The sequence below is a fragment of the Actinoplanes sp. NPDC051411 genome (assembly GCF_040682075.1).
Classification (GTDB): Bacteria; Actinomycetota; Actinomycetes; order Mycobacteriales; family Micromonosporaceae; genus Actinoplanes.
Window position 1 is genome coordinate 57,440 of sequence record NZ_JBFBAD010000016.1, and the last position, 13,383, is coordinate 70,822.

The 13,383-nt window shown below is 70.1% G+C and carries 11 protein-coding genes and 1 pseudogene; 8 read left to right on the forward strand and 4 right to left on the reverse strand.

All coding sequences use genetic code 11. From position 1 onward, the window contains the following. Positions 1–135: 135 nt before the first annotated feature. From AB0M88_RS11715 to AB0M88_RS11745, 7 genes are all read left to right on the forward strand, one after another. Entirely contained in the window at positions 136–3,243 is a 3,108-nt protein-coding gene (locus AB0M88_RS11715) for a GH92 family glycosyl hydrolase (protein WP_364099245.1), read from the forward strand. A 135-nt stretch (positions 3,244–3,378) separates the two neighbouring features. Then, complete coding sequence (locus tag AB0M88_RS11720; protein WP_364099248.1) at positions 3,379–3,777, forward strand: STAS domain-containing protein; 399 nt, start codon at positions 3,379–3,381, stop codon at positions 3,775–3,777. Continuing rightward, positions 3,767–4,342: a hypothetical protein gene (locus AB0M88_RS11725; protein WP_364099251.1), complete on the forward strand. Its 576-nt coding sequence runs from the start codon at positions 3,767–3,769 to the stop codon at positions 4,340–4,342. Before AB0M88_RS11720 ends, AB0M88_RS11725 begins: the two co-directional genes overlap by 11 nt. Next, positions 4,336–5,181, forward strand: coding sequence for an ANTAR domain-containing protein (locus tag AB0M88_RS11730; protein WP_364099254.1), 846 nt, complete (start codon positions 4,336–4,338; stop codon positions 5,179–5,181). Before AB0M88_RS11725 ends, AB0M88_RS11730 begins: the two co-directional genes overlap by 7 nt. 108 nt (positions 5,182–5,289) lie before the next feature. Further along, positions 5,290–6,387, forward strand: coding sequence for a glycoside hydrolase family 19 protein (locus AB0M88_RS11735; RefSeq protein ID WP_364099256.1), 1,098 nt, complete (start codon positions 5,290–5,292; stop codon positions 6,385–6,387). Between the two features lie 88 nt (positions 6,388–6,475). Further along, positions 6,476–7,096, forward strand: a complete 621-nt coding sequence (locus AB0M88_RS11740) for an ATP-dependent Clp protease proteolytic subunit (RefSeq protein WP_364099260.1) — start codon at positions 6,476–6,478, stop codon at positions 7,094–7,096. Further along, positions 7,093–7,707, forward strand: a complete 615-nt coding sequence (locus AB0M88_RS11745; RefSeq protein ID WP_364099263.1) for an ATP-dependent Clp protease proteolytic subunit — start codon at positions 7,093–7,095, stop codon at positions 7,705–7,707. The genes AB0M88_RS11740 and AB0M88_RS11745 overlap by 4 nt, the downstream gene beginning before the upstream one ends. A 132-nt stretch (positions 7,708–7,839) precedes the next feature. Here AB0M88_RS11745 and AB0M88_RS11750 read toward each other — a convergent pair. Further along, positions 7,840–8,061 (reverse strand): annotated as a pseudogene (locus AB0M88_RS11750) (helix-turn-helix transcriptional regulator); the annotation flags it as partial. 89 nt (positions 8,062–8,150) lie between these two features. Continuing rightward, positions 8,151–10,220, reverse strand: a complete 2,070-nt coding sequence (locus AB0M88_RS11755) for a translation factor GTPase family protein (protein WP_364099266.1) — start codon at positions 10,218–10,220, stop codon at positions 8,151–8,153. A gap of 221 nt (positions 10,221–10,441) precedes the next feature. Here AB0M88_RS11755 and AB0M88_RS11760 point away from each other — a divergent pair, with 221 nt between their 5' ends. Then, positions 10,442–10,693 (forward strand): hypothetical protein, encoded by a 252-nt coding sequence (locus AB0M88_RS11760; protein ID WP_364099269.1) that lies wholly within the window; start codon positions 10,442–10,444, stop codon positions 10,691–10,693. A 512-nt stretch (positions 10,694–11,205) separates the two neighbouring features. Here the strand turns inward: AB0M88_RS11760 and AB0M88_RS11765 are convergent. After that, entirely contained in the window at positions 11,206–12,705 is a 1,500-nt protein-coding gene (locus AB0M88_RS11765; protein WP_364099272.1) for an MFS transporter, read from the reverse strand. 72 nt (positions 12,706–12,777) lie between these two features. After that, the gene (locus tag AB0M88_RS11770; protein ID WP_364099275.1) at positions 12,778–13,344 is read right to left on the reverse strand and encodes a TetR/AcrR family transcriptional regulator; all 567 of its coding nucleotides are present in this window, start codon (positions 13,342–13,344) and stop codon (positions 12,778–12,780) included. Between the last annotated feature and the right edge of the window lie 39 nt (positions 13,345–13,383).

Below are 13,383 nucleotides of genomic sequence, written 5' to 3' on the forward strand. Positions count from 1 at the left end.
GGGATATTGACAGAGGTTGATGACAACCGACAACGTTGTCATCGAACTTTTTTCAACGTGACGAGGGCTCGTTCGCCCGAAGTCAGGTTGAAAAAGGTTCGCTCCCCATGTCCTGGAGAAGGGACGACGACTCCCATGATCCGTGCCCTCGCCGCGGCGGTCCTCCTCACCGCCGCGGCTCTGTCCGTACCGCAGGCGGCGCTGGCGGCCGACGCCAACCTCACGCAGTACGTCAACCCGCTCGTCGGCACCGACGACTCCAACTCCCCCAACCCGGTCGGCGGCGGCGCCGGCGGGAGCACCTTCCCGGGCGCGACCGTGCCGTTCGGCATGACCCAGTTCAGCCCGGACACCCCGACCGGCTCCCCGTCCGGCTACCGCGACCGCGACCGCACGATCGAGTCGTTCAGCCTGACCCACTTCAACGGCGCCGGCTGCCCCAACAACGAGGACATCCCGATCCTCCCGGTCACCGGCAACCTCGGCTCATCGCCGGGTTCCGCCTGGACCTCGTACGCCAGTGCCTACACCAAGAGCAACGAGAGCGCCGCCCCCGGCTACTACAAGAACAAGCTCGACAAGTACGGGGTGACCGCCGAACTCAGCGCGACCACCCGCACCGGCGCGCTCCGGCTGACCTACCCGGCGACCACCACCGCGCGGGTGCTGATCAACGACAGCCGCTCGGCCACCGGTGACCGGGCCGGCACGGTGTCGATCAGCGGCAACCGGGTCTCCGGCTCGCACACCGCGGGCGGCTTCTGCGGCGGCCGGACCTACCAGATGTACTACTCGATCCAGTTCGACCGCACGCCGACCGGTTTCGGAACCTTCAGCGGCGGCACCGTCAGCAACGGCTCGGCGAGCGCCAGCGGCAACCAGACCGGCGCCTACGTCACGTTCGACACCTCGTCCACCGCGGTCGTCAACGCGACCATCGGCATCTCGTTCGTCAGCGTCGCCAACGCGCAGGCCAACGCGACCGCCGAGACCGGCGCCTTCGACACCGTGCGGGCCAACGCCGGCGCGGCCTGGAACACCATGCTCAACCGGGTGCAGGTCACCGGCGGCGGCGCCACCGACCTGCAGAAGTTCTATACCGCCCTCTACCACGTGTTCAGCAACCCCAACGTGGCCAGCGACACCAACGGGCAGTACATGGGCTTCGACAACGCGGTGCACTCCTCGGCCACGCCGGTCTACCAGAACTACTCGGGCTGGGACATCTACCGGTCGTGGAGCCCGCTCGTCTCGCTCGTCGCCCCCGACGTGATGACCGACATCGTCAAGTCGATGGTGCTCGACGGCCAGCAGGGCGGCCTGCTGCCCAAGTGGTCGCAGCAGAACACCGAGGACTTCGTCATGCCGGGCGACCCGGGACCGATCATCGTCGACGAGGCGTACCAGTTCGGCGTCCGCGGCTTCGACACCGCGTCCGCGCTGGCGCTGATGAAGAAGAGCGCCACCGGCGGCGCCACCCAGGGCTTCGTGCTGCGGGGCAACGAGTCCGGCTACGAGAGCCAGCACTACATCGCGGGCAACCCGTCGGAGACGCTCGAATACGCGTCGAGCGACTTCGCGATCAGCCGGTTCGCGCTCGCGCTGGGCGACACCGCGGGCTACAACACGTACGCCACGCACTCGCAGTACTGGCGGTCGCTGTTCAACGGCGAGTCGTCGTACATCCACACCCGCAACGGCGACGGCAGCTTCCCGTGGCCGCTCAACCCGGCCACCGAGTCGCCCTACACCGAGGGCAACGCGGCCCAGTACACGTGGATGGTGCCGCATAACCTGGGCGCGCTGATCACCCTGATGGGCGGCAAGCAGACCGCGATCCAGCGGCTCGACCACCACTTCACCCAGCTCAACGGCGGCCTGTCGGCGCCGTACTTCTACGTCGGCAACGAACCCGAGCACGGGGTGCCGTGGACCTACAACTTCGCCGGCAAGCCCTCGGGCGCCGGCGACGCGGTGCGCCGGGTGATGAACGAGTCGTTCACCACCGGGGCGGGCGGCCTGCCCGGCAACGACGACCTGGGCGCCACCTCGGCCTGGTACGTCTGGGCGGCGCTGGGTCTCTACCCCGTGACACCGGGTGCGGACACGCTGGCCGTCCACGGTGGAATCTTCCCGAGCGTGCTCATCCAGCGCCCGACCGGGAACCTCACGATCTCGGGCGGCAGCGCTTCGAACCCGTACGTGCAGTCGCTGACCGTCAACGGCTCGTCGACGACGCACAACTACCTGCGCTACGCCGACATCGCGTCGGGCGGCACCATCGCGTACGGAATGGGCTCGTCGCCCTCGGCGACGTGGGGCACCGGCTCGGGTGACGTGCCGCCCAGCTTCGGTGACGGTGGCACCCAGCCCGCCGCCGAGCCCGACCTCGGGCCCAACCTGGCCCTCGGCAGGACGGCGACCACCGGCTCGGCCGAATGCGGCACCGGCGAGACCGCGGCCAAGGCGGTCGACGGCCAGCTCAAGGGCAACAGCAAGTGGTGCACCGGCGGCACGCCGCACACCCTGACCGTCGACCTCGGCTCGGCCCAGACCGTGTCGTCGGTCGTGGTCAAGCACGCCGGCCTGGGCGGCGAGAACACCGCCTGGAACACCGCCGACTACACGATCCAGACGTCGACCGACGGCAGTTCCTTCTCCACGGCGGTAACCGTTGCCGGAGCCCGCAACAGCCGCAGTTACCTTCCGTTCCCGGCGCGCTCCGCGCGTTACGTCCGCCTCAACATCACCGCCCCGACCAACAACGGCGGCGACACCGCCGCGCGGATCTACGAGCTCGAGGCGTACGGGTCGTCCAGCAACCCGACCGACCTGGCACTCCGCACGACCGCCACCGCCGACTCGTCCTGTGGCAGCACCGAGACGCCGGACCGGGCGTTCAACGGCAGCTGGCTCGGCGGCTGGGCCGACAAGTGGTGCTCGCAGGGCTCCTCGAAGTGGCTCCAGACCGACCTCGGGTCGACCAGGCACGTCGGCTCGGTCGTGCTGCGGCACGCCGGCGCGGGTGGCGAATACCCGTCCTGGAACACCCGCGACTTCGACATCCAGACGTCGGCCGACGGCTCGACCTGGACGACCCGCGCCTCGGTGCGCGGCAACACCGCCGACAGCACGACAACGACCGTCAACGCGGACGCCCGCTACGTACGGCTGAACGTGATCACCCCGGCCTCGGACGGCAACACCGCGGCCCGCATCTACGAGATGGACGTACGCGGCTGACGCCGTAACGTACGAGGAGGGCCCGCGCGGGCCCTCCTCGTACGCCCGGCGCGCCCCGGCTTGCGGCCGGCCCTGCTCAGGGCAAGAATGAAGGCCGGTTGATGACCCAGCCGACGCTCCGTGGGGAGATGGCTGGTGTCCAAGACTTTCAGCGACAGCGTGCGCGCCCCGCGGTGGGCGCCTGGTCTTCTCGGTTGGTCGCAGCGGCGGGCCGACGACACCGACGTGATCTTCCTGGTGGGTGAGCTCGACCTGGCGGCCGCCCCCGAACTGCGACGACGGCTGGTCGGCGCCGTCAAGTCGAGCACGGCCACCCGCATCACGCTCGACCTCTCGGGCGTAAGTTTTCTCGACGCGCACTGCGCCGGCGTCATCGTCGCCGCCGCGGAGGCGGCGGCGGACCGGGGCCGCACGCTGCGGGTCGACGGGCTGCGCGGCATTGCGGAGCGGGTGTTCGACGTGCTCGGGCTGGAGCCGATGGTGGCCCGCCGGGTCATGACAGGTGACGGCGGGAGTGATTCTGGTGGCCGATGAGATTTCGCCCGAGGAGAGGGCGACCCGGGCCGGGTTGTGGGAGGCCGGTGCGGACGAGCGGGAGCGGCTGGCCGACGAGCGGGAGCGGCTGGCCGACGAGCGGGAGCGGCTGGCCGACGAGCGGGAGCGGCTGGCCGACGAGCGCGAGGGGCTGGCCGACGAACGGCAACGCGCGGCCGACCGGCAGGAACACGCGCAGGCCCAGCGGAAGGCCGGCCGGATCGCGGCCGGCGAGGACGACGGGGCGACGGAAGCGGCCGACGTGCTCCGTGCCGAGGCCGCCGTGCGGCGGGCGGAGGCCGAGCTCGACCGGACCCGGAAGGCCGCCGCCCGGGCCAGGCGCGCGCCGCCCTGCGGCTGGCCCGCGGTGAGCGGGCCGCGGCGGCCCTGCTCGGCGATCAGGCCCGCAGTGCCGAAGAGGCCGCGTGGCTGGCCGACCGGCGCGACTTCGTCGCCGTCGAGCGCGACGGCCTGGCCGACGAGCGCGACCGGACAGCGGACCAGCGCGAGGAGACGGCCGGGCGGCGGGAACAGCGGGCCGACGAACGTGACCACGAGTTGCTGAATCGGGAGCGGCTGTTCGACCTGAAAAGGCGGGCCGACGACAAGCGACGACGTGAGCGCGCGGCGACCGACCGGCGGGCCGCCGCCCAGGAACGGGCCCGGGCCGCCGAGGCCTGGGGGCCCCAGACGTACGGTCCGATGCTGCTGGGCGCCTTCGCACCGCTGGCTCGGCAGCTGTTCGGCAACGACAACCTTCGGGACGTACTGGCCGAGGTGCTGAAGTTCAGTGTCGGCGCGGTGGCCGGATGCGACAGCGCCGGCATCACGCTCTACCAGCACGGACACGTCGTCGACACGGTGACCACCGACGCCGTCGCCGCCGAGCTCGACGACCTCCAGTTCGCGACCGGCATCGGCCCCGCGCCCGAGGCGATGCAGGGGGAGCATCCCGTCTACGTGGCTGACCTGACGGCCGCGTCCCGCTGGCCGGTTCTCGGGGCCACCGCCTCCCAGCTCGGCATGTCCAGCGCCCTCTGTTACGGCCTGTACGTCCATCGCCCGTCCCAGTGGTCGGCTCTCGGCACGTTCGATCTCTACGGCGCGACGCCGGACGGGTTCAGCGAGGACGACCGGGAGTTCTGCTCGATTCTGGCCGCCTATCTGGCGCTCGCCGTGGCCACGGCACAGCGCCACGACGACGTCGACCGCCGCGAGGCAGCTCTGCACCGGGGCCTGAGCACCCGCGACATCATCGGGCAGGCGAAGGGCATTCTGAGGGAACGTGAGCGCCTGTCGGCCGGCGACGCCTTCGACCTGTTGCGCCGCGTATCGCAGCGGCTGGACCGCAAACTCAGCGATGTCGCCCAGCATCTGGCCGAGACCGGGGAGCTGCCGGGATAGCCACTGTGCCCTGGCGTACATCAATCTTTGAAGGTTGTTTACAAATACCAATACATCTGGTTCAGTCGATACATCCCGCAAGCCCCCGGCTGGTCAGAGGTGTTCCCCATGCCCAGAAAACGGCTGATGGCGATCGTCGTCGCCATCGGTGTCACGATGGCCGCGGCCGTCGCCGCCCTCGTCCCCATCACCGCGTCCGAGGCCGCCACGGCCTGCGCCGCGGCCTACAACAACAGCTCCGTCTACACCGGAGGGGCCGTCGTCTCGTACAACGGCCACAACTGGACGGCCAAGTGGTGGACGCAGTTCGAGGCGCCCTCGACCGGCGGCTCCGGCGTCTGGAGTGACGGCGGCGCCTGCGGCAGCTCCACCGGCGGTGGCGGCGGCACCGGCAGCTGCAACTACCCGGACTGGGCGGCCGGCCAGAACTACGCCACCGGCGCGATCGTCCGCTACCCGAACAACGGGCAGTACTACCAGGCCACGCACGACAACCCGGGCTACGACCCGACCATCTCGACCTGGTTCTGGTCGCCGTTCTCGTGCACCGGCGGCGGAGGCGGCACCACGACCCCGCCCCCGAGCGGCGGCGGCTTCGTCGTCAGTGAAGCCCAGTTCAACTCGATGTTCCCGGGCCGGAACAGCTTCTACACCTACCAGGGCCTGGTCACCGCCATGTCCAAGTACCCGGCGTTCGCCACCACCGGCTCCGACACCGTGAAGCGGCAGGAGGCGGCGGCGTTCCTGGCCAACGTCGGGCACGAGACCGGCGGCCTGGTCTACATCGACGAGATCAACACGGCCAACTACCCGCACTACTGCGACACGTCCCAGCCGTACGGCTGCCCGGCCGGGGTGTCCGCCTACCACGGTCGCGGGCCGATCCAGCTGAGCTGGAACTTCAACTACTACGCGGCCGGCAACGCGCTCGGCGTCGACCTGCTGAACAACCCCAACCTGGTCTCCACCAACGCCGCGATCTCCTGGGAGACCGGCCTCTGGTACTGGATGACCGGCACCGGCAACGCGGGCACCACCTCGCACAACGCCATGGTCAACGGCCAGGGCTTCGGCACCACGATCCGGGCCATCAACAGCATCGAGTGCAACGGCGGCAACACCGCCGAGATGCAGGACCGGGTCAACCAGTACAACCGCTTCGTCGGCATCCTCGGTGTCTCCGCGGGCGGCAACCTGACCTGCTGACCCGCTGGGATTTCGCCGCCGGCTGAGCCCGTCTGCTGACAGCAGATACCGCTTGGCCGGCGGCATTTTCCAGGTCGATGGTGGTGTCATGCCGCAAACAAACACCCCGTGGACCGCGGGATCCATCGACGACCAGGTGGCCGCCCGGCTACTCCATCAGCGCATCATCGTGCTCGGGAAGGAGGTCGACGACGAGATCGCCAACCGGCTCTGCGGCCAACTCCTCCTGCTCTCGGCCGAAGACCCGCGCGGCACGATCAGCCTCTACATCAACTCCCCCGGCGGCTCGGTCAGCGCCGGCCTCGCCATCTACGACACGATGCGGCTGATCCCCAACGAGGTCAGCACGCTCGCGCTCGGGCTGGCCGGCAGCATGGGCCAGTTCCTGCTCACCGCGGGCGCCCCCGGCAAGCGGTTCAGCCTGCCGAACGCCCAGATCCTCATGCACCAGGGCTCGGCCGGCTTCGGCGGCACCGCAGCCGACGTCGAGATCTACGCCCAGCAGCTGGAACGGCTGGGCGCCCTGCTCCTGCGCCTGACCGCCGAGCACACCGGGCAGAGCGTCGAGACGGTCGAGCTGGACAGCCGGCGCGACCGCTGGTTCACCGCCGACGAGGCCCTCGGCTACGGGCTCATCGACCACATCCTCGACAGCGTCGACGACGTACGCCCCGCGGTCGCCCGCCACCCGATGGGACTGAGCGCGTGAGCCAGTACACGATTCCCACCGTGGTCGAGAAGACCCCGAACGGCGAGCGCGCCTTCGACGTCTACTCCCGCCTGCTGTCCGACCGGATCATCTTCCTGGGCACCGAGATCGACGACGGCGTGGCCAACGTCGTGATCGCCCAGCTGCTCCACCTCGAGTCGGCCGGCGAGCAGGACATCGCCCTCTACATCAACTCGCCCGGCGGCGGTTTCAACGCGCTGACCGCCATTTACGACACCATGAACTTCATCCGCTGCGGCATCGCGACGTTCTGCGTGGGCCAGGCGTCGTCCGCCGCGGCGGCCCTGCTCGCGGCCGGCACCCCGGGCAAACGCTCGGTGCTACCGCACGCCAAGGTGACCCTGCACCAGCCGTCGAGCCAGGCCCGGGGCACGCTGCCCGACCTGGCGGTGGAGGCCAAGGAGGTCGCGAAGGTGCGGGCCGAGATGGACCAGATCCTGTCCCGGCACACCGGCCACCCACCGGCCAAGATCAGGGAGGACACCGACCGCAGCATGGCCCTCTCGGCCGCCGACGCGGTCGCCTACGGCCTCGCCGACCAGGTGATCACCAGCCGGCCGAACACCGGCTACCGGCTGAACGCGGCCTAGGCCTTTTTACGCGGCGGCTTTTTACGCGGCCATCAGCATGACGCCGCCCGAAACGGACGCCTGCGGGCCACGGCGACGGGCGGCGTCGAGCCGGAAGACGTTGGACGGGGCGATCTCGGTCACGAACGACAACCGCACCTCGCCGAGCAGATCGGACAGGTCGACGCGGAGCGAATCACAGACCGCGGCCACCACCTCCGAGCTCGGCTCCTTGAGGCCCCGCTCGACCTCGGAGAGGTATTGCACGGAGACGCAGGCCTCGCGGGCGACCTCGGCCAGCGTGCGCTTCTGCTCCAGCCGGCGGCGGCGCAGCACCTCGCCGACCACGGTGCGCAACAACGGCCGCTTCTCCATGAGGTCACCGTACCGAATCCGGCCCCTCCCGTGGTTAAGCCGGCAGCGTAGCGACGGCGGCCACCGAGCGCCGGACGATGAGAGCGGCCCTACGACGTGCGCACCGACACCCGCCGCTCGACCCGCAGCAGATACTCCTCCCGGTCCAGCGGATTGTTGTCCGAGCGTGCGCGGGTCGGGGGCGCCCCGGCGACCGGCCGGTAACCGGCGAAGGTGGTCTCCACCACGCCCTCGCCGCGGGTCAGGCCGGGCAGGGCGGGCTCCAGCTCTTTCAGGCGGGCGGCCGGGATCAGGCCGCCGATGACGTACGCGTCCCGATCGGTCTCCTGCCTCTCCGGCACGGCGTTGACCTTGCCGAGCATCCCGAGCACCGGCCCGAGTGTGTCGGCCGGCCCGTCGAGCTCGAACCGCTGGATCGGCTCGCACACCGTCGTGCCGGCCCGTTTGAGGGCCGCCATCAGCACCAGCGGCAGCAGCTTCCGGTAGTCGGCCGGCGTGGTCAGCGGCGCCGCGTATCCGCAGTGGGTCACGGTCACCTTGACGTCGATCACCTGCCAGCCGTGAAGTCCCTGCTCGAGCGTGCGCCGGACGGTCTCCTCGATCGCCGCCTGGAACAGCTCGGCCGTCCGGAACAGATAGATCGGCACCTGCTCGACCGGCACATCGAGCTCAACCGCGAACCCGTCGGCCGGCTCCACCCTGATCCCCAGCGAAGCGAAGTAGGGATTGCCGTCCTTCTTCAGCGTCTCGCCCGCCTCGCCCGCCTGCCGGGGCCGCTCGACGTGAATCGTGGTCGTCTCCCGGAAGCCGACCCTCAGCCCGTACTCCTCGGCCAGCGTCATCTCGATGACCTCCTTCTGCACCTCGCCGTAGAGCGACACCGTGAGATCAGGACGCAGATTGATCAGCGGATCCTGCTCGGCCAGCTGCGTCAGCGCGTCATGCAGCGCCGGCCGGTCGGTCTCCCGCTCGGGCACGATCTTCGTCTCCAGCGTCGGCGGCGCGAAGGCCCGCATGCTGCCGCGCTCGTGCGCGCGCCCGATCGCGTCACCGATCCGCACGTCCCGCAGCCCGTGCACCTTGCCGATCTCGCCGGCCCGGATCTGCCGGCAGCGCCCGCCCGCCGTCTCGAGCCCGGTCACCACGGTGTCCTTGGTGAGGTGGTCACGCACCCGCAGCGTCCCGTCGAACAGCCGCACATAGGCGACCTTCGCCCCGGCCCGGTCACGCTCCACTTTGAACACCGTCCCGCTGACCGGCGCCTCGGGATCGCCGGCCGCGCCGGGCAGCAGCTCGGCCAGGCCCTCCAGGAGAGCATCAACCCCCGCACCGGTGACCGCCGAGCCGAAGAACACCGGATTGACCCGCCCGGTCTTGGCACTCTGAGCGAGAAGCTCACGCAGCTTCCCGTACGCGACCTGCCCGCGCACGTAGTCCCCGAGCAGCTCGTCCCCGCCGTCGAGTTCCACCAGCCGAGCCACCAGCTCTTCCAGCTTCCGCCCGTGTTCGCAGCCGCTCTCGTGGTCGCCCAGCAGCCCCAGCCGCCGCCTCCCCCTCCCTTCTTCGGGTGGGTCGGAGTCAAGCACGCCGGTCTGACAAATCTCGCCCGCTGTCCACAGGCCGCCGTTTGCACAGTCGGCGGGGATAAGCGGTTGCGCGACGGCATCACGACTGCCCAGCCCGCGCACGGTGCTGACCGCGACCGCCCGGTCGGTGAGCCGCCGGGTGATGTCGCGGAGCAGGCTCTCCTCGCGAGCACCACTACGATCGATCTTGTTGACGAAGATCAGCGTGGGCACGCCGAGCCGGTGCAGCGTCCGCATGAGCACACGGGTCTGCGCCTGCACGCCCTCGACCGCGGAGATCACGAGCACGGCCCCGTCGAGCACCCGCAGCGCCCGCTCGACCTCGGCGATGAAGTCGGGGTGCCCCGGCGTGTCGATCAGGTTGACCGTGGTGCCGCCGACCGGGAACGAGGCCACGGCCGTCTTGATCGTGATGCCGCGGCGCCGTTCGAGGGCGAGCGAGTCGGTCTGGGTGTTGCCGGCGTCCACGCTGCCGACGGCGTCGATGACCCCGCCCGCGTAGAGCAGGCGCTCGGTCAGGCTGGTCTTACCGGCATCGACGTGCGCCACGATGCCGAGGTTGAGAACGGTCACGCAGGTCCTTCGCGAAAGAGGTGGTCAGGAACACCGGGAACGCGAAACCTGCCCGCATCTCTCCTCCTTCGACGAACGCCTGAACCCCGCAACCTACCCGATGTAGCGGGGCCTCGCCCCCAATTAACGCCTTTGCCGCATCGCACAACGTGTGCGACAGTTGTGATTACGGCGTGAAGTCATGCAGATACTTTACGTAGTAGTGACGAGGGGGTGACACCATGGCATCACCTTGGGCGCTGGACCGATTCGGCGGCCTGACCGGCGCACTCAGCAAGCGCCTGCCACAGGCCCTCGGCGCGGCTCTGGAGCGCACCTTCGCAAAACGCGCCACCGCCGACGCACCACCCGACAAGGCCCCCGGCACCCGCCGGCCGGCTCTCCGCCACACCGTGCTGTTTTCGGGCTCGTCCAACCAGGCCCTGCTCGACAGCCGCTGGGGCGAACCCACGATCACCGACGACCGCTACTGAGTTCATGGTCGACCCGCGGCGGTCCTGACGATCGAACACGCTGCGCCGATGCCGTTCGCCACCGGCGCAGCGCCTCTCGCCAGGCGCCGGAAGAGGCGCCGGAGAGGCGCCGGAAAAGACGCTCTACGGATCCGCTCCGCGCCCGGTCGTGAGTACGAGCCGAGCCCGGCAAGAGGCATCACGCCGGCGTCGCCGACCAGACTGAGGACGGGCCCATAGAGCGGCAAGCCGCCCCGGACGCAATCTGAACGCGTGGCCTGACGGCGACACGACTCATGGCCAGGATGCTATCGACACGCGGTGCCGGCGAGGTACCGATCGGCGCCGAGGTGGGCGCGTCCCGTCCATGTCGGACAGTGCGGCCTGGCGGGCGCCCCTGGAGCGCGGGGCCACGGTTCGAGATCCCGGGTGGCGAACTTTCGCTGTGCCGCCGAACGGCGGCCGTCAGGGCAACGCGGCCGGATACCTGCGGCGGCGCCCCCGGGAGAGCAGGGGCGCCGCCGGTCGGAGGGTTACATCACGGCCGGAGAGGCGGCCACTTCGGCGCGGCTGGCGCGCACCAGCAGGAACGCGATCAGGGACGCCACGGCGATCAGGCCCGCGCTGACCCAGAACGCGACCGTGTAACTGTGGACGGTCGCGACCGCCTGGAGGCCGGGCAGCTGGGCCGGGCTGGTGATGTCGTGCTGATGATCGGTCAGGTAGCCGGCGACCGCCGAGGTGAAGATGGTGTTCAGCAGGGCGGTGCCGAGTGAGCCGCCGATCTGCTGGGTGGTGTTGATCAGGGCGCTCGCCACCCCGGCGTCGTGGTCGGCCACACCGACCAGGGCGGTGTTCGACATCGGGCCGAAGGTGACGCCCATGCCGAAGCTGATGACGAGTTCGGCCGGGAAGACGTGGCTCCAGAAGCCGGTGTCGACGCCGATGCGGGTGAGCATCACCATGCCGACCGCGGCCAGCAGCAGGCCACCGGCCATCAGCACCCGCGGGCCGACCCGGGTCAGCAACTGGGCCGACAGTCCGGCGCCGAGGATGATGCCGAGCGTGAAGGGCAGGAACGCCACCCCGGTCTCGAGCGCCGAGTAGCCCAGCGTGATCTGCAGGTAGAAGGTCAGGAACAGGAAGACTCCGAACAGGCCGACGCCGAGCAGCAGCGCCGAGAGGTAGGAGCCGCCCCGGTTGCGGTCGAGGATGACCCGCATCGGCAGCAGCGGGTGCGAGGAGCGCAGCTCGATCACCACGAAGGCGACCAGCAGCACGCCGGCGGCGACCAGGAATTCGATGGTGGTCGCGGCGCCCCAGCCGTCGCTGCTCGCCTTGGTGAAGCCGTAGACCAGGGCGACCAGGCCGAGGGTCGAGGTGAGCGCGCCGGGCAGGTCGTAGCGGGTGTTGCCCTCGGCCCGGCTCTCGCTGACGAAACGGAGCGCGGCCAGTGCGGCGATGATCGCGATCGGGGTGCTGACGAGCAGGGTCCAGCGCCAGGAGGCGTACTCGGTCAGCAGGCCTCCCATCAGGAGGCCGACCGCACCGCCGCCGCCGGCGATGGCGCCGTAGACGCCGAACGCCCGGGCCCGTTCCTTGGCGTCGGTGAAGGTGACGGTGAGCAGCGACAACGCGGCCGGCGCCATGAGGGCGCCGAACGCGCCCTGCAGCGCGCGGGCGGAGAACAGCATGCCCTCGTTGACCGCCGCGCCACCGAGCGCCGAGGCGGCGGCGAAGCCGAGCAGGCCGATGATGAACGCCCGCTTGCGCCCGGTGTAGTCGGCGATCCGGCCACCGAGCAGCAACAGCCCGCCGAAGGCCAGCGCGTACGTGGTGATCACCCACTGCCGGTTGGCGTCCGAGATGTTCAGGGCCTTCTGGGCGGTCGGCAGGGCGATCGTGGTGATCGTCGCGTCCAGCACGATCAGCAGCTGGGAGACCGCGATAACGGCGAGCGCCAGCCAGCGGCGATTTCCTGAATCGGGCGATATATCCGGCGCGAGACGGGTGTCTGAGGTGGTGATGGACACGGAACGGCCCCCCAAGGACGTGCGGATGGAAGCCCTCGGGCGAGCGGCCCGGGGCGAGGAGTGAGGAAAGCTCTAGGCTTGGAGCAACGGCAGGATGATGTCGTCGACCAGGTGGTCGACGAAGGCGGCGTCGAGCGGCTCGCCCAGCGCGAAGGCGCGCATGAACATCTGGGCGGGCACGATCTCGTCGATCAGGTCGGCGCGGTAGTCGGAACGCAGCTCGCCGCGTGCCACCGCCCGCGAACAGATCACCTCGGCGTACGCCGACTTGGAGTCGCGCATCGCACGCAACTCGGCCGCCAGCTCGGGCTCGGACTGAAGGACCGCGAACAGGCCGGCCAGGATCGGCCCCTGATCGCCGCTCATGAGCGTGGCCATTTCGTTGAACCAGGCCACCAGGTCGCCGCGGAGACTCCCGGTGTCGGGGAGGTCCTCCGTCGCGGCCCGGCAGAACCTCACCGCGTCGATGACCAGGCCGGCCTTCGTGGGCCAGTGCCGGTAGAGGGTGGCCTTGCTGGCTTGTGCCCGGGCGGCCACCGCATCGACGCGGAGCCCCTGGTAGCCGCACTCGGCAAGCAGGTCATAGGTCGCGCGGAGGATCGCGCTCTCGCGCTCCTCGTCAAGTCGTCGAGTGACCATGCCTACCCCCTCCCGAGTCAACCTACCGGAGGTCGATGC